Raw genomic sequence first — 15,754 nt, forward strand, 5'->3', positions numbered from 1 at the left:
TGCATTCAAAGAGGTCGGAAGGCACGTCGACAGCCTGCTTGCGACGCGCAAGCAGGGTGTTGCGCAGAGCTTGCGAGTATGAATTCCGATACTACTGGGCAAAGTCACTCAGTGGCAGCAGCCGGCCGGCCCCAAGGCTCACGCTCCTGCCGCCGCCGGCCGCGATCACCTTGTCATCGCGCTTGGCCGTCAAGGCCTTCCAGAAGCGTGTACCAGCGCTCTTTCTTGCGCTCAGAGTTGCGTCCGAACATGGTCGCCAAGCCGCGGCCGAGCGGCGCTACCACTTCGGTGACTTGCTTCGCGCTGACCAGGATCGAGGTTGTCGGTCGCATGCAGCGACGCCGCCATCCTGCTCACGGCGCCCGTGAGGCGGTTGACCGCGCCGCCCACCGACGCGCCGCTGGGGTCCGCGGTCTTGTCGGGACTCGCGTTGTCCACCTTCGCGCCGACCGCTCACCGCAGAGGCCGATGAGGCGGCGCGGAAGCTGCCGCTTGCACGGGACATGATCAAGCAGCTTCGGAACGCCTCGGTTGCGGCGCCCGCCGCCGCAGCGCCTGCTGCAATGCTGGGCAGGTTCGACGACATGCAGCGTCACGCCCTGAACTCATTCGTGCATGGCGGCATCCACGCGCTGCGCCGCCACCAGGACGGCTTCCCGGTACAGCTCGTCCAGCAGCTGATCGAGTGTTCGAACGGCTTGGTCACGATCAGCACCATGATGCTGGCCATCCTCACCAGCGACCGACTGTTGGCGACCCGGATGAACAGGGTTCACGTCAGCTTCGAGGACTGTCTCACGCCCATCCTGCCGTCGTATTGAGGCGCTCGCTTCTCCCTGACGATCGCGTTCGGCGGCTTGTCGGTCGGCAGGCCTTTGAAGGACGGATGGCGGATGCGCCGACCGGCGTCCGGTGAACGCCACCTCCGGAACCAGACCGATTCGTGAGCCCCATGGTGCTCCGAGTCATCAAGTAGCGTTCAGTCAGAACTTCCAGTTCAACCTGGCCTTGAACCCATGGTCCTCGAGCCCGTCGCCGAACTGCCCCGAGTGGGACGCGCTGAGCGCGAGGTTCGGCCGCAGCAGCGTCTTGAGGCCCGCCTCGAGCACCGCAACGTACTTCCAGCGGCCGCGTTCCACCGTGAAAATCAGGCGGCCCGCGAATGCCTGGGTGCTGTCGATCGGCGTGCTGTCACCGAAGGCATGGCGCCAGCCGAGCATGCCGCGCAGCTGGATGCTTCGCCGAGTTGCGTGCTGGTCCGCAGGCCCAGGTTGTAGAACATCGTGTCCATGCTGCCGCCTTGGCCGTACTGCCGCGCCAAACCGCCGCGCTCGGCGTATTGGCGTCGGTTGCAGGCGCATGTAGGCCGGGGCGGGAAGGGCTCCAGCGCATCGCGCTGGCCTGCTTCGCCGAACAGCTGCGAGGTTCTGGGGACGTAGTCGGCGTGCAGAGTGTCCTCGAAGCCCGCAAACAGGACTGGCGGCTGGTCTCAGTATTGATGCAGCTATGGCTCGCGCCCAGGCACCCTGCGGGCCGCTGCCTGTTGAGCGATAATAAGGGGCTCCGCTGGCCGGAGCCCCTTCTCGCTGTATTTCAACGGATAGAATTCGGCCCTCCGAAGGCTGAGATCCAGGTTCGATTCCTGGCGGCGGGACCATATTTAAGTCCGAGACGGTCCACCACCGTCCGGACTTTGTCGATCAGGGCAGGTAGGTGTCTTGGCAATCTTGGAGCGTCCAGTCCCTCCACCAGCTGCAGGCGGTGCTGATCTCGGTGGCAATTGGCCCGGGTTCGGACCTTTCAGGAGGCTAGCGCCCGGCGTCCTGCCAGCCAGACGTCGACGTCGCTCTTGAGCCAGCCCACGGCCTTGAGCCCGAGCTTCACTGGCGGGGGGAACTCGCCGAGGGCAATCATCTTGTAGATCGTGGAAGGCGACAGCCCGGTGGCGGGCCGTAGGTCGTTGCGGCGCAAGATGTGATTGGCACTCATCATTGACCGATTTGAGGCATCCTGGGGGGATGACTCTGCTACGGCCAATTTCTGCATTCGAGCCCTTTCGACATCGCGTGTACGGTTGATGCGCCCGGCGTGGTCGCGAAGCATTTCTATGAGCTCATTCAGCTGCTTCAGGCGCTCTTGCGTGTGGCGGCGCAGGAGTTCGGTCCGCTCAATTTCGAGAGCAAGGTCGTTGGCTTGCAAGTCCATCGGGCTTTGATTCAAGAATGTAGCGACGATCCTGTTGCGTGCGCTCTTCAATAGTCGTGCAGCACAGCGGTCGTCGAATACGCCGGCCTACGCGCCCCCGCGATCTCACCGTCGGCTAAGCGCACGTGCAGGAAGTTCGAGGCGCCTCCATTGTCGAACGATTCGGGCCCCACCAGGTCGACCGCTTCCAAGGGTGGTAAGCGATCTTCACGCCGAAGCCTGATTGCGATCGACGCCGCTGATGTACAGGCCGCGCAGTCCCGGTGTGCATGTCGCGAACGCCCTAAGTGATACTCAAGCGGTGAACATACTGCGGGCCTTGGACAATGAGCGTCGACTGGACAGAGGACGAGCTACGTGCGGCCGTTGAGGCTTACCTGGAGATGGCTGAGCGGGACCGGCGGGGAGAACCTCTGGTCAAGGCGCCCGTCTACCGGGAGCTTGCGGGCAAGTTCGGGCGCACGCGCAAGGCGTTCGAATACAGGATGCAGAACATATCCTATGTGCTGACGCTCATGGGGCGAGGCTGGCTACCTGGGCTGGTGCCAGCGAAAAACGTCGGCATGAAGGTCGCCGCGCAAATCGAGCGGCTTATCACGGAACTTGAGGGGCGTCCTAGTGCGCCCCGCGCGGCTGAGGCGATCGAGGTAAGAGAGCGCCTCAAGCGCCTCCCCACAGCGCCTCCAAAGGGGACCGCCAAACCGAAGGCATCTGTGACCTCGGTGACGATCTTCGCTCGTGATCCCGACGTTAAGGCCTGGGTGCTCGCGCGCGCGGCGGGCAAATGTGAGGCGTGTAGTGGCCCAGCGCCATTCGTCACTGCCGACGACCTTCCGTTCCTGGAGGTCCATCACGTCCGCCAATTGGCGGACCAAGGCGCCGACCTAGTGACCAACGCGGTCGCGCTCTGTCCGAACTGCCATCGCAGGCTCCACTATGGCAAGGACGCTCACGAGTACAGGGAAAAGCTGTTCCAGCTCGTACCCGAGTTGACCCGGGAATAGCGATCACGCGAACTAAGCTCGATCCCGCCTGAGTGCGGATGACCAGCGCGCAGCGGCCAGCTAACCGATCTTCCTCGCGATATCGACCGGCGCGCTAGTTGACCGTCCGTGAGCCAATTCTTCCTCTGACTGATGAATCGCCGCGGCCAGGGCGACGAGACGACCGGCGACTTCCTCCGGCTCGGAAGCCAGCCGTGTGAGTGCCGTGGTTCCGATCGAGCCGCCGCTGTAGTGCACGTTGACGAAGTGCGCCAGCTCTCCGGGAACGTCCTGGCCGACATGTCGTAGGGCTTCCGCGATCGAGCCGTGAAGCGTCGGCTCCGTAATATCGTGGCCGCCGTCTGCAAGTCGCGCTTCTCGCAGCAGTTCACGATTGCCGTCGATGATCTCGCCGATCAGGAAGCCTTGAGAGTCGTGTTTTAAAGTGGTCGCCGCGTTCAGCCCCTCATGCGCAGGCGCACGATGATCGCGTCCATAAATCGATCACGCTGCGGCACGGGCGGCGGCGCGCGATCGACGCGACGCGGGGCAATGCGCGGAACCTGGCTCGACGCCTGCGCGACACGCGTGGAACGCTTCTCCGCGATCGCCGTAGTGGCGAGGCGCGACTTCTTCAGCAGAGCCTCTATCTCGGCGGTCTGCCGTGCAGATCGGTCGGGGATCACTGGCCGGCCTCGCTTTCTTCTTGGGGCAGCACCTGCACCAGCAGCGCCTCGCCGGGCTGCAGCGCGTAGAGCACCGGATCGCGCTGGGCATCGGCGCCGAAGTCAGGCGCCGCCTGGTCGTGGAGGTCGGCGTGCGTGATCCAGACGCGAAAGATGAGCGTCACTTTCTCGTCGGCCTGCAGCGTGACGTACTGACCGGCACAGGGCTGGGGCTGGCCGGCGGCCTGATCGAACGCCACGCGCATGCACAGCGCGGGCGGAGCCCCATCCTCGACCGCACCGGCGGCGAGGGCGAGCGCCTGCGCGTCGGCATCGATAATCTTGAAGCGCGCTTGACCGAGGCGCACGACCTCGGGCTCTGCCGCGTCGGCTTCGGCCCACGTGCCAGGGTTGTTGTCGTCGTAGGGCTGGCCGTCGGCGTCCAGGGCGAGGCGGTCCAGCAGGTCCGCGGTCAGAGCCTTCACTTCATCGGTGGGCTCGGGGTCTTGATGTTCGTTCGTCATTGATGTGCGCCCCGCGGGCCGGGTTGGTTCAAAAGGGCTTGGAGTGCGCGGGCAATCGCGGCACTGGCGGCATCGTTGCGCCCCGTATAGGCCTGTAGCGCCTTGGCGATGTCGGCGCGGCTGGCCGGCGGCGGCAGCTCCGCGCCGCGCTGGTGAGGCTGAACCACGATGCGGCGGGCACGCTTCGGCAACATAGCCTCGGCATCGCGCTGGGCGACGATGAACACCTTGGGCTTGGCCTTGCCCGGCTTGTCGATCCGCGCGCGATCAGCCTCGATCATCTGCGCGACGCGCTGGCGCAGGCCCACGCTGTACTGCAGATCGGTCATGACGCGCGTCAGGTGCTTGCAGCAGGCGCCGTCCAGCGTCGGATTGGTGAGCTTCGGAAAGCCGTGCTCTGCCCGGCCCGATACCCAGCCTCCCGCCGTCGCGACGAAGCGCAAGAAATAGCGGAAGTGCTCGCAATCGCACTCAAAGCGCAACGCGCCGTCCTTCAGCAGCCACTGGGCAGCCTGCGTCGAGGTGCCGGGCCGCGCAAGCGCTGCGGCGTACTGCACGAACTCGATGTTGACGTGATGCCGGCTCACTTTGGAGCGCGGTCCGCTGTCGGTCACGAGGTGCACCTTGCCGACCACGAGGCGCGACGGCAGAGAGTAGCGAATCTCGGCCTTCGCACGATCGATGTCGATGGCACGCGACAGGCCCAGCGCTTCCTTGGCGGTCAGACCTTGGCGCGCCTTGTCGCCGAGCGCCGCCACGGTCTTCTTGAACTCGCGCAGGTCGGCCGGCGTGATCGGCCGCACCTGTCCGCCCAGCGTGGTCGTCAAGAGGCGCGCGGGGCTCAGGCGACCCGCCACTTCGTCCGGCTGCAGGATGGTCCGTGCCTGTCGGCGCGAATCAAGTTCACGCATGCGCCGCCGATTCAGCGCCTGGATGGCGTTGCCAACGAGTGGTGCTGTCACGAGATGCACTCCCCGATCACCTCGGCGAGCGTGCGGCCACCGAGAACGCGGTCGGAGCGCATCTGCCGGTGCTCTTCGTGCGTCGAATCCAGTTCCATCACGAGCGCGTCAAGGCGCCGCAGGAGCGTGTTGACAGGTGCAGTGCCAGTGCGCTCGAACTCGCGCACAGCCTCTGCCAGGAAGTGCTCGAATCCAGCGATCTCGACGAGGCGACGCAGTTGGCTCGTGCACTGCCGCGCCAGACTTCGAGCCCGCTTGTGGTTGCGCACTGCTTCGACCTTTTCGGCCATCGTCGGATTGATCGGGGGAAAGTGGCGATCTTTCTGTTTCATGGTTCTGGTATCTACGCGCGCACATACACGCGTTGGACTGAAATAAATGCTTGAAGGCGCGGCTATTCGCGAGCTTCTGCGGCGTGCTGCGCCGCAATCAGCGGCTCGAACTCAGCGATGCCGGCCAGCACCGACTCGTCGCCGGTCTCGCCGAACTCACGCAGCGGCCGCATCAGTGCCTTGACCTCGGCGATGCGGACTTGGACCTGCCCACGGCGTTCCTCGCGGCTGGGGCCAACCGCGCCGACGTTCAGAGCCGCGATCTGATCCGCGCTTAGGCCAGCGGCTTGCAGAAGCAGGCGACGCTCTTCGGCGCTGGTGACCTGTTCGGGCGGCGGCCGGCGCAGCGAATCGGCTTGGCGGCTCAGCGTGTCGAACTCCGCCTGCAACATACCGAGGCGCTGGCTCACAGCATTGCGCAGCGGCTGCAGTTGGTCGCGACGCGCCTTGACGATGCGGTCGTGCTCGGCTTGGTCGGCGCGAGCCTCAACAAGCGCAGCTTCCGCGTCTTCGGCCATGCGCTTGAGCACAAGAACAACTTTCTCCGTCGTCGGGCTGTCGCCAGCACTTGCCACCGCCCCGTTAAGCAGGCTGCGGTAGCAGGCGAACTCGACGGCGCGCACGATGGTCGCGCGAGCTGCAGCGGCTTCGCGCTGAACCGAGTTGTTCTTGAGGATTTCCACGACTTCATCAATCCGGTTCGCCGACAGGCGATCGGCGGTAGTCAGTGGGCTGCGAGCAAAGGCACAGAAAGCGGTCATATCGAGCGTTGCGTGGTTGATACGGGGTTGGTGTTCGGCCAACGGCTTGAGCGCCGCCACGGGGCCGGCATCGGCGAGCCCGAGGTGGCGGGCCGTCGCCCGAAGGACGGCGAACATCACTCGACCTCCTGCACGATGCTGGTCTCGATGAAGGCCTCGATGTCGGAGCGGCGGTAGCGCACCGCGCCGCCGATGCGGCAGTGCACGGGGCGCCCCGCGCGGCGGTGGTAGCGCCAGTCCTTGAGCGTCTCGGCAGACAGCTTCATCAGCGCGGCTGCCTCGGGCTCGGTCAGCATTGCGGCAAGCGGCGCCTCATCGGCGGTAGTAGTTGCGGGCTTCATGTGAATCGGAATTAGTCGGGATGCATCGATGGTCAACTGCTCGCGACGGCGCGCGTCGGTGCTTTTTCCATTTCGAGTGAGCGCGATCACCCGGCGCCGGAAGCGTCATTCGCGGCGATCAGCGCAAGGCGTTCGCGCTGCCGGGCATCCTCGTCGTCGTGGCGACGGAGCGCGATACCGACCTTGAGCGCAGCGCCTTCCAAGCGGTCGATCGCGTCGAGCACTTCCTCTTTGCCGCCATGCCCACTGCGCAGACGCCCGGAACGTGCCACGCACGCCTCGACGGCATGCAGGAGCGCCCGGATGTCGGCGGTACCTGCGCCGACCACGCGCTCGTCGGTATCAAAGGCGTCCGCGACCCGCTCCGCCGCCGCCGTAAGGATCGAGCGCACTGCGCGAATAGCGGAATAACGCCGCACTGCACGCAGGTCGCGCTCGGGGTCATCGCAGCGGCCCAAGAGGTAGTCCACGCTCACTGCCAATGCATCGGCGGTCGCGATCAACATGTGCAGCGGCGGCGGACGCTTGCACTGCTCCCACTGACTGAGTTGGGCTGAATTCTTGTAGCCGAGTGCCTTCGCGAGTTCGTTCTGTGAAAAGCCGTTGAGTTCACGCGCCGCGACGAGCCGCTTGGCGATGACATTCGCCGCCAGCCCGCGCTCGGTCGTGAACATGTTACGGGCTACCTCATGAGGGCCATCGACTTCGAGCGCTTCGGCGATTTCGTCGGCAAGTGCGCGGCGACCAGCAGGCGCCAGAAGGCCGGCAAAGCGCTTGCCGGGGGCGGCGAAGTCGCCGTCGTGATCATCGGCGGTGGGCGCGGCGGCGGGGGTGGCAGGGGCGGAGGCAAGTTCGAGCATGGCGATGGCTTTGACGATGGGGTTGAAGCGGGTGGGGAAATGAACGCGATCACGCGCGGCACTCGGCTGACGGATTTCCGTGGTGCGTTCACGAACGCGCAGCACGTTGATGGTGCTGGCAGTCATTGCGGCATGCCCCGGCTCCGAGAGACAGTTGCCGCGGATTGAACGGGCATCTGGCCTTCCCAGTCGGTGATCTGCTGGTACTTGCCGTTGAAGTGCAGTGGCACGAGTCCCTGCGCGCCATTGCGGTGGGCCACGATCTCCAGTTCGGAGAAGCCCTCGAAGGCGGGTTCGCGCTTGGACAGCGGGTGCGCCCAGTCAGTGAAGAGCAACGCAATCTGGTCCGCCGCCGCCTCGATCGCGCCGGAGTCGCGAAGGTGGGTCATCGTGGGGCGGCCATAGTGCTCATCGGCCTTCCGGCTCATTTGCGACAACACGACGACCGCGATGTCCATATCCATCGCGAAGCTCTTGAGGCCGTTCACGATCACGTCGAGTTCGCGGTTGCGGTTCTCTTCGCCCGCACCGGCCATGAGTTGGAGAAAGTCGACGAACAGCACGTCGAGGCCGTGCCGGCGCTTGACCGCCAGTGCCTTGCGGCGGATGTCGAGCAGGCTCAGGCTCGATTGATCGTCATGGATGAGGCGCAGTTCGCCGAGACGTTGCGCGGCTTCCGAAACGGCGGTCCACATGTCGTGGTCCTTGGGGTCGGCGCGCATGATGCGGCCGAGGTCGTAGGAGCCAGCGGCGGCGGTGTGCCGGTGCATCAATTGGCTGACCGGCATTTCCTGCGACATGAACAGCGTGCTGTAGCCCCGTGCCATATTGCGGGCTAGGGCCAGCGCCAGCGCCGTCTTGCCGTTCTTCGGACGCGCCCCGATCACCATCATTTCGCCGCGGCGCAGGCCGCCGTTGAGCAGCCGGTCGAGGCCAACGAGGCCCGTCGGGATCGCGGGGTTCTTGCCCTCACTCAGGTCGTTCAGCAGCGCGAGGTAGTCCACAAGCGACGCCGTGATGTGCTGCGGTTCGCGCTTGGCCTTGGTCGTCGCGAGCTTGGCGAGCAGCATCTGGGCAGCGTCGATCTGCTCGGCGGCCGTACCGGCCGACGCCGCGAGTTCAACAATCTGCTGGCCGGCGCGCATGAGGTCGCGTTGACGGTACCGCTCGGCAACCACGGCTGCATGGCGGCGGATGGTGGTCGCCGACGGCACGTACTGGGCGAGGTCGTGGAGGCGCACAAGGTCGTCTTGCGTGGCCTTGCCATCTGCGCGCATGGCGTCGAACGTGGCGATCACGTCGAAGGCCTGCCCAGCAGCGGCCATCGACTGGATCGTGCGGAATGCGTCCGCGTGGAACGGCGCGTAGAACATCGTCGGTGCGAGGTCGCTCACGCGGTTCAGTGCGTCGTTGTCGAGCAGCACTGCGCCGATCACCGCGGCCTCGGCTTCGAGGCTATGGGGCACCATGCCGAGCGCGTGGGCGCGTTCAGTTTTCATACGCGCCTTCCACGACCTTCACGAGGTTCTCGGACTTGCACAGCCAGTCCAGCGAAACCTCGAAGACCTTCCGGCCGTTGCTCGGAGTCGTTCGGCCGCACAGGAAGTCGGATGCGGCCACGTACTCGAAGTAGCGGCGCCACCAATCGAGGTTCTGCCGATCGGTCTTCTCGCGCCACCGCGTGCGCAAGGCCTGCTGGCGAGCCGGCGTCCATTCGCGCACGCGCCGCGCCGCCGGCAGCACCTCGTGGTAGAGGTCGATGATCTTCTGGTGCGGGCAAGTGTCGGCCGCAGCCGAGGGCTCTGCGGCAGCAGAGTTGTTGCTCTCTTCTTCTTCCTTTCCCTTCCCCTCCTCTCCCTTCCCTTCCGTGGTCGAGGCCGCGTCGATGATTCGACGATCGTTCGACGAGTGTTCGCCGAGCGCTACGAGAGTCGTCGCCGGTTCGTCGGAGAGCGCGCGGAGCGCAGTAGCCGCCTCGGCGGGGAATGGCGGATGCTTGAAGGACGGCTTGTCGATGCGCTGGTGATGCCAGCCGGTGACGTGCCAGAACGTCTTGCCGCCGGCCTCGTAGGCCGTCAGCAGGGTTTGACCAAGCATTTCGGCAACGAGGGCTTCTACTTCGGTCGCGGCAATGTCGTCCGACGGGAAGACCTCCGCCTTGAGCGTGCGAGCGCTGGCGGGGTGGTTGCCACCATCGTCACAGAAATTCCACAGGCCGATGAACGCGAGGCGCGCGAGTGGCGTGAGGCTCATCACCTGCTCGCTGGTCCACGTTTCCGGCTTGATCGTGCGGATTCGAGCCATCAGGAGCGCCCCTTCGCTACCGTAGCGAACGGCACACGAGCCTGCTCGGGAACATGCAGGTTCTTGGCGCGAGCGAACGCGTTCAGATAGCAGTTGGCTAGCGTGCGATCGTTCTGGGCAATCGCACGCTCATGTGCAGCCGTGAAGCAGTCGATGCGGTGTTCGCGCGATGGGTCGATGTGCCACAGGAAGGCCTCGATTTCGTCGAGATTCCTGAAGGTGCGCACGCAGCGCGAGCGGGTCAGCAGGAAGCGCGTGCGGCCGTCGATGGCGACTTCGAGGTCGAGCTGCCAGCCCATGTTCGCGAGGCGCGCTTCGAGCGTGACGAGCTGCTTATCGGGAAAGGCGCTCAGGCGGGCTGCGGTGCCGATCGGCACAGTCGCACACGTGCTCTCGTCGTGGGGGCACGAGCGATCCTTGTGGGGCGTCACCAGTGTGGCTGGGACGCCCTCTTTTTTTGCCGCACCATTGGCGGGCTGGGCTTCGGTGGCGCGGCCGAGGTTGCCGACGAGAATGAATTTCTCGGGCATTACGCAACCCCCAGTACGCGCTTGAGGTCGGCGACCGGCCACGCGAGGCGGCCGTTGATGCGCAGGGGACGCACCGGGCCGTTGTCGTTGCAGGAATGCAGGCGCAGGGTCTGCGGCCGGCGGTTGAGATAGTGCGCCGCAGCTTCCGTGGTCACCGTCGGGCTGGTGACTTCGTGCAGCTGGCAGAAGACTTTGGCGCGCGGCGCGCACTCCGCCTTCGCCAGGTTGTCAGCCGCAATGATGGTCGGCGGGATTTTGATCTGCGTGTTCATTTGTCGCTCCAGATTCACAACCAATCGCCTCTGTTGGTTGGCGTTGATGTAGGAGCGATCGTCGGCGGCCAGAAACCCGCGTTTTCCGTGTTGTGAATCGCGTGAAAACGTGAAAATCTGCGCCGCCGTCGCAGGCGAAAAAAAGCCCGCGTGAGGCGGGCCGCAGTGGTTACTTGGATGCTCGCGGAGGTCGTGTTCGCATCAGCAGATCGCCACCGCGGCGAGGGAGAACGTCCAGTTCCCCCTCGCGGACCAGCTTCACGATTACGTTGTCTACGCCGCTCGCGGATGTCGTTCCGCGCCAGTCAATGACCAAACTCTTGATGTCCGCGCGCTTGGCCTTTTTGCCGACCTTTGGCAGTGCGGCAAGAATGAATTCGCGGATCGTGCTGGGCTCTCTTGCCCGAACCTGCGGACGCGATCGACGGGTCTTGTACCGATCGAGCTTTTCGGGCGGTTTGTATCCCATCGTCTCGGCTTTCGCCAACGCGTCGAACACCTGAAGCAGGGCGCGCTCCGCAGGCTTGGCGTTTTCGGGCAACTCGTTCAGCTTGAGCGCGACCAGATCCCGAGCGATGCCGATGGCAGCCTTCCAGCCCGCCTCGTAGCCGGCGACCGAAGAAGCAGCAGATTGATCACGCGTCATCGTGTCTTCAAACGCGCGCACCACCGTGTCGACCAGCCGGCCGACGCCCTGTGTAGCCTCATGCCCGGCGGCGGCAAGTCCAAGCTTTGCCACAACATCGTTGACCGCGCCCTGCGTCAATCGCTCCACATCCGCCGCAGTCCAGCCTGGGTCAACCTGTTTGCCACCAATCACAGCCTCTACCTCCTTCTGTTCTCGCGTCTCTCAGTCCCAGCGTTCCCGGCCCGCGGCCTTGTCGATCGCGTCCTGCATTTCCAATCCGGCCAACGCCCACTCAGCGGCAGCCATCGCGACATTGCCATAGGCCGTTGCGGCGCGGTTGAATAGGTCCAGCATCGCGGCGTCGCCCTGATACTTCTCGTGCAGCGGCGCGAGACGGTCGTAGAGGTCGTCGGCGAAGTAGTCGGCGCTGCCGTCCACCAGCGAGTTCAGGAACGCCACGTCTCGCGCTCTATCGGCCGCGGCATGCACTTCCGCCGCGCGTGCGAGCAGGTCCATCATGCCGGCATCGCCCCGCCCGGCATGCTGTGCTCGCAACAGGGCGAGCCGGCCGGCAACATCAACGGCCAGCGGGTCGGCCTCGCCGCGGACAAGCGCGGCGAGCCATCGGGCGTTACGCTCGTAGCTCATCAGAGCCAGAGCGGGAACATACCTGTGCCCGCCGACCCGGCCGTCGCCTCCGCGGCGACTGGAGTTTGGCACGCTTGGCAGCAATGTCCTCCCGCTTGGACCGATCGAGCGTGGCGTCGGCTGCGCGATCAAGCAGGTAGGCGCTCCGCATCAGCGCCTCGGAAGTAGCGGCAATGGTGTTGGTGTGGTTCGCGTAGGTCATCTATTTCATCGTGTTGCCGCAAGAAGGGCCGCTGCGGCTCCGGCTATGGCCTTTAGGCCGATTTCTTCTGGTGGATCGACACCACCTTGCCGCCGCCCTGCTCTGCCGCCTCGAAGTCGAACGGCACGCCGGCCTTCTCCAAGATATGCCGCTCAATCAGCGAAAGAAACGGCCGTAGCGCATCGACACTGCGCGGTCGATACCCTTCGGCGGTCGCACTGGGCTTATGCCCCATTACCTGCGCAATAGCGCCAGCAGGCGCCCCGGCGGCCTCTCCCAGCAGCGAGAACGAGCGACGCAGGCCGTGAATGGTTAGCCCATCAATGCCGGCACTTTCGAGCGCCTTGGAGTGGCTCGCGCGCGTGTCTGCAATTCGGCCGGTCTTGCTGCTGGTGGATGCGAACACGAAATCATTGACGCGTGGAAGTGTCGCCAGCAATCGCCCGAGGTACGGCGTCAGAGGAATGGTGCGCGTCGCGTCCACCTTGTCGGCGATCGTGAGCTTTTTCCATCGAAAGTCGATGTCGGCCCACCGGAGCGCAGCCAATTCCTCGCGGCGAGCGCCGGTCAGTAGCAAGGCGCGCAGGTACACGGACGCCGTGTGGTTGCCCAGTTCCTCCACTCCGCCCCACCATCCGGGCAACTGCGCGCCTTCGAGTGCATCGGTCCGACGAGTGTTGGCGGGGAGCACTTCAACAATGGATGCGGCCTTGCCTGCGTCGCGATCAACGACCGAGCGGTACGCTGGCCGAGCGGAACACCAGCGCAGGAACCCGCGAAACATCATCAGGGCGCGAGCGGCTTGGTGCTTCCCCGCCTTGGCCTCGCGGTCGTACCAACTTTTCAGCGCGTCCTCATTCACATCGGCCAGCGGCAGTGCGAGCAGCGGGTACAGCGGACCGGGCCGAGTAAGGCCCTTCCCTCTCTTCTTCGCGACGCCGCCGGCCGCCGACATCGCTTCAAGGTCGGCCCGATAGCGGGGCTTCCACGCGGCGCGCCGCTTCGGCGAACCCTCGGCGAGATACGTCGGCCATACGTCGCCGACCGTCACGGCTTCGAGGCGCTCGGCCTCGCGCTGGGCAACATCCTTTGCGATTGCTTCGGCCTTGACCGCGCGCGGATCGCGGCCTTCGTCGATCAGGCGTTGCAGTTCGCGAGCCTTGGCCTGCGCGTCGGGAATACGCCATGCCGTCGCGTCACCGATCGTGACGCGCAAGCTCTTGCCCTGGTAGACGCCCTGGAAGATGAAGGCGGGCGCGCCGCGTGGTGTCACCCGAAGTCCGAGGCCCGGTGTCTTGGCGTCCCACAGGAACGCTTGGCCCCTGTCGGATGGGCACGTGAAGCCAGCGACACGCGGCGCAGTGAACGAGATTTTTGCCATGCGGCGATTCTCTTACATCGGCGTCGATGTAACGCAGGATGTAAGAGATTTTTTGAAATCGAGATCAATAATCACGAATCCTTCGAACCCGATTTCCTCGTTTTCCCTCTGATGTACAGAGTGAAAATCAACAAACTTCAACTTTCATCTATTCCCGCTTTTCCTCATTCGTAATGAGAAGGTCGGGTGTTCGATTCATCTCTCCGGCACCATTCAAAAGTCTCGAAACGCCCTGTTCATGCGGGTTTCGGGTGATCCGAAGGTCTCCAGTGTGGTAGTTTCTGTGGAAGCTATCCCTGTGAGACTTTTTTTCGGCCCTCTTCAAGTGACCATCAAGTACACGTACCCGCGTGGCGGGACGACGATCTACCAGCGGCCTGTGCCCAAGGCACTTCACGACCGCTACCCCGGCAAGACAATCAAGAAGGTCCTCAAGACCACGGACCCCGTGAAGGTGGCCCGCATGGTGGCCGACCTGAACCGCCAAGTGGAGGCCGAGTGGGCCGGGCTTTTGGCGTCGCCGGAATCTTCCCCGAAGGCGCTCAAGGTTCATGCTGATGCGCTCCTCAGGTCGTATGGTCTCGCCCCGCACGCACCAGACAACGACCCTCGCGCCATCGAACTGCTACACGACCACATCGAGAACAAGCTCATGCGTTTCGCAGGTGGCGACGAGCGGTTGTACCAGGACGCCGACCCTGCCGAGTACCTCACAGCCGTCGAACAGGAAGCCGGCAAGCGGCTACACGGCAAACCACGGGACACCATCGAAGATGCCCTGCGGGTGTACCTGGAGACGCACAAGAAGCGCGACGACAAGAAGTTCGCCATTTACGCCCGGCGGGCCTTCGCCACATTGACCGCCGTCGCAGGCGACAAGGACATAGCCGCGTTCACTCGCGCAGATGCCCATAGCTACGTGAAGGCCGCGCTCGATAACGGGGTGAAAACAGGCACCATCCGGCGGCGCATCGGTGTCTTCACGGCTGTGTGGGGCGCGTACAGGCGGGAACGAGACCCGCTGCGCACCGACCCCTTCGAGAGACTCGCCATCGCTGGCGACGGTGAAGACGCAAAGCCCCGCGTACCATACACCGCCGACCAGTTGCGAGCACTCTACGTCGCTTGTCGCGCTAAGGACGATGAGCGCCGCTGGATCATCGCTATGCTGATCGATACAGGGTGCCGATTGGCTGAAATCGCGGGGCTCGCGCTGGCCGACATCAAGCTCGATGATGAAGTGCCTCACGTGGTTATCAAGCCGCATCCGTGGCGCAGCCTCAAGAACGCCGCCAGTCAGCGCACCGTTCCTCTGGTGGGTGCGTCGCTGTGGGCCGCACAAAGGGTCCATGAGCGTGCTGTGAAGGGCCAGCGTTTCGCCTTCCCTCGCTACACCAACGACACGGAATGCCGAGCTACTGCCGCGTCCGCCGCGCTTGTTGGTTGGGTACGTCGCATCCCCATCGACCGAGTACTGCATGAACTTCGCCACACGATGGCCGACCGACTGCGCGAGGTCCAGTGCCCGCGGGCTATTCAGTTTGCGATCGACGGACACGCATCTCAGGACGTGGGGGACAGCTACGGCATCGGGTACTCCCTCCGGGTGAAGGAGGAGTGGCTTGCCAAGGTCGCTCTGTAAGAAGATGCGCTGGATCGCTGCGTACAGTTGCGGCGGCTGCGCTAGCCGCGTCAGCAATGGTGTCAAATCGGTATAGAAGCCAGCATCACGAGGTTCATCAATGGAAATAGTCATAGGTCTCGTCATCTTCGGAGCTTCGTGGTGGGCGTTGAACATGGTTTTCTCGAAAGTCGCCGGCCGAACGATGGGTTTCTTCGAGGGCTTGTTCTATCCGGTTGCCCTCGCTCTGTTCGGGGCCTGGGTGATCAGCCAGCTTGGACCTTCTGAAGAAGAGCGGTTCAGTCGAGACGTGAAGGAATACGGCCGATTGGAGCAGTCGGTGGAGACTCGCGAGCGGGCCCAGCAGCTGTTGGAGGCGTGCATCCGCGAACGCAGAACATCAGACCCCGATTGCCAAGCGGCGCAAGGAAGGTGATAGGCGCCCCAAGGTCTGCACCTTGTGTTCACAGATAGTCTCACCAGTGGATCGAAATGACACAGGGGGCGCCGGCAAGGACTTCGGGCGGTTTTGCTG

19 protein-coding genes, 1 tRNA gene and 1 pseudogene are annotated in these 15,754 nt (G+C 64.4%); 5 read left to right on the forward strand and 16 right to left on the reverse strand.

Annotated elements, in window-relative coordinates; translation table 11 throughout:
- Positions 1 to 458: 458 nt before the first annotated feature.
- Positions 459 to 821: pseudogene (locus tag E5P2_RS17865) on the forward strand (DUF6988 family protein); the annotation flags it as partial.
- A gap of 162 nt (positions 822 to 983) precedes the next feature.
- On the opposite strand, the gene E5P2_RS38160 reads toward E5P2_RS17865, so the two are convergent.
- On the reverse strand, positions 984 to 1,220 hold the full coding sequence (locus E5P2_RS38160; protein ID WP_162568447.1) for a hypothetical protein: 237 nt from the start codon (positions 1,218 to 1,220) through the stop codon (positions 984 to 986).
- 362 nt (positions 1,221 to 1,582) lie between these two features.
- Here E5P2_RS38160 and E5P2_RS17875 point away from each other — a divergent pair.
- Positions 1,583 to 1,657 (forward strand) — tRNA-Arg (locus E5P2_RS17875).
- Positions 1,658 to 1,800: 143 nt separating this feature from the next.
- Here E5P2_RS17875 and E5P2_RS37770 read toward each other — a convergent pair.
- On the reverse strand, positions 1,801 to 2,205 hold the full coding sequence (locus tag E5P2_RS37770) for a helix-turn-helix transcriptional regulator (protein WP_232080739.1): 405 nt from the start codon (positions 2,203 to 2,205) through the stop codon (positions 1,801 to 1,803).
- A 326-nt stretch (positions 2,206 to 2,531) separates the two neighbouring features.
- Between E5P2_RS37770 and E5P2_RS17890 the strand changes: the two genes are divergently transcribed.
- Positions 2,532 to 3,209, forward strand: coding sequence for an HNH endonuclease (locus E5P2_RS17890; protein WP_162568449.1), 678 nt, complete (start codon positions 2,532 to 2,534; stop codon positions 3,207 to 3,209).
- A 437-nt stretch (positions 3,210 to 3,646) separates the two neighbouring features.
- Here E5P2_RS17890 and E5P2_RS17895 read toward each other — a convergent pair whose 3' ends face one another.
- The 14 genes from E5P2_RS17895 to E5P2_RS17960 form a co-directional block, all read right to left on the reverse strand.
- Positions 3,647 to 3,874 carry a hypothetical protein gene (locus E5P2_RS17895; protein WP_162568450.1) on the reverse strand — a complete coding sequence of 76 codons (228 nt, stop codon included), beginning with the start codon at positions 3,872 to 3,874 and terminating at the stop codon, positions 3,647 to 3,649.
- Positions 3,871 to 4,377: a hypothetical protein gene (locus tag E5P2_RS17900; RefSeq protein ID WP_162568451.1), complete on the reverse strand. Its 507-nt coding sequence runs from the start codon at positions 4,375 to 4,377 to the stop codon at positions 3,871 to 3,873. Before E5P2_RS17900 ends, E5P2_RS17895 begins: the two co-directional genes overlap by 4 nt.
- Complete coding sequence (locus E5P2_RS17905) at positions 4,374 to 5,288, reverse strand: hypothetical protein (protein ID WP_232080740.1); 915 nt, start codon at positions 5,286 to 5,288, stop codon at positions 4,374 to 4,376. The genes E5P2_RS17900 and E5P2_RS17905 overlap by 4 nt, the downstream gene beginning before the upstream one ends.
- A gap of 47 nt (positions 5,289 to 5,335) precedes the next feature.
- Positions 5,336 to 5,629: a hypothetical protein gene (locus E5P2_RS17910; RefSeq protein ID WP_162568453.1), complete on the reverse strand. Its 294-nt coding sequence runs from the start codon at positions 5,627 to 5,629 to the stop codon at positions 5,336 to 5,338.
- 104 nt (positions 5,630 to 5,733) lie between these two features.
- A complete protein-coding gene (locus E5P2_RS17915; RefSeq protein WP_162568454.1) occupies positions 5,734 to 6,549 on the reverse strand; it encodes a hypothetical protein in 816 nt (271 codons plus the stop codon).
- Positions 6,549 to 6,773 (reverse strand): helix-turn-helix domain-containing protein, encoded by a 225-nt coding sequence (locus tag E5P2_RS17920; protein WP_162568455.1) that lies wholly within the window; start codon positions 6,771 to 6,773, stop codon positions 6,549 to 6,551. Before E5P2_RS17920 ends, E5P2_RS17915 begins: the two co-directional genes overlap by 1 nt.
- 86 nt (positions 6,774 to 6,859) lie before the next feature.
- The gene (locus E5P2_RS17925) at positions 6,860 to 7,759 is read right to left on the reverse strand and encodes a helix-turn-helix domain-containing protein (protein WP_162568456.1); all 900 of its coding nucleotides are present in this window, start codon (positions 7,757 to 7,759) and stop codon (positions 6,860 to 6,862) included.
- Positions 7,756 to 9,132: a replicative DNA helicase gene (locus E5P2_RS17930; protein WP_232080741.1), complete on the reverse strand. Its 1,377-nt coding sequence runs from the start codon at positions 9,130 to 9,132 to the stop codon at positions 7,756 to 7,758. Before E5P2_RS17930 ends, E5P2_RS17925 begins: the two co-directional genes overlap by 4 nt.
- Entirely contained in the window at positions 9,122 to 9,937 is an 816-nt protein-coding gene (locus E5P2_RS17935; protein WP_162568457.1) for a hypothetical protein, read from the reverse strand. Before E5P2_RS17935 ends, E5P2_RS17930 begins: the two co-directional genes overlap by 11 nt.
- On the reverse strand, positions 9,937 to 10,467 hold the full coding sequence (locus tag E5P2_RS17940; protein WP_162568458.1) for a hypothetical protein: 531 nt from the start codon (positions 10,465 to 10,467) through the stop codon (positions 9,937 to 9,939). Before E5P2_RS17940 ends, E5P2_RS17935 begins: the two co-directional genes overlap by 1 nt.
- A complete protein-coding gene (locus E5P2_RS17945; RefSeq protein WP_332107551.1) occupies positions 10,467 to 10,739 on the reverse strand; it encodes a hypothetical protein in 273 nt (90 codons plus the stop codon). Before E5P2_RS17945 ends, E5P2_RS17940 begins: the two co-directional genes overlap by 1 nt.
- A 169-nt stretch (positions 10,740 to 10,908) precedes the next feature.
- Positions 10,909 to 11,559: a hypothetical protein gene (locus E5P2_RS17950; RefSeq protein ID WP_162568459.1), complete on the reverse strand. Its 651-nt coding sequence runs from the start codon at positions 11,557 to 11,559 to the stop codon at positions 10,909 to 10,911.
- A 30-nt stretch (positions 11,560 to 11,589) separates the two neighbouring features.
- A complete protein-coding gene (locus tag E5P2_RS17955; RefSeq protein WP_162568460.1) occupies positions 11,590 to 12,015 on the reverse strand; it encodes a hypothetical protein in 426 nt (141 codons plus the stop codon).
- A gap of 254 nt (positions 12,016 to 12,269) precedes the next feature.
- Entirely contained in the window at positions 12,270 to 13,598 is a 1,329-nt protein-coding gene (locus E5P2_RS17960) for a tyrosine-type recombinase/integrase (RefSeq protein WP_162568461.1), read from the reverse strand.
- Positions 13,599 to 13,923: 325 nt separating this feature from the next.
- On the opposite strand from E5P2_RS17960, the gene E5P2_RS17965 reads away from it, so the two are divergent.
- Positions 13,924 to 15,240 carry a tyrosine-type recombinase/integrase gene (locus tag E5P2_RS17965; RefSeq protein ID WP_232080742.1) on the forward strand — a complete coding sequence of 439 codons (1,317 nt, stop codon included), beginning with the start codon at positions 13,924 to 13,926 and terminating at the stop codon, positions 15,238 to 15,240.
- Positions 15,241 to 15,340: 100 nt separating this feature from the next.
- Entirely contained in the window at positions 15,341 to 15,655 is a 315-nt protein-coding gene (locus E5P2_RS17970) for a hypothetical protein (protein WP_162568463.1), read from the forward strand.
- Positions 15,656 to 15,754: the final 99 nt, after the last annotated feature.

This window comes from Variovorax sp. SRS16 (genome assembly GCF_901827165.1).
Classification (GTDB): domain Bacteria; phylum Pseudomonadota; class Gammaproteobacteria; order Burkholderiales; family Burkholderiaceae_C; genus Variovorax.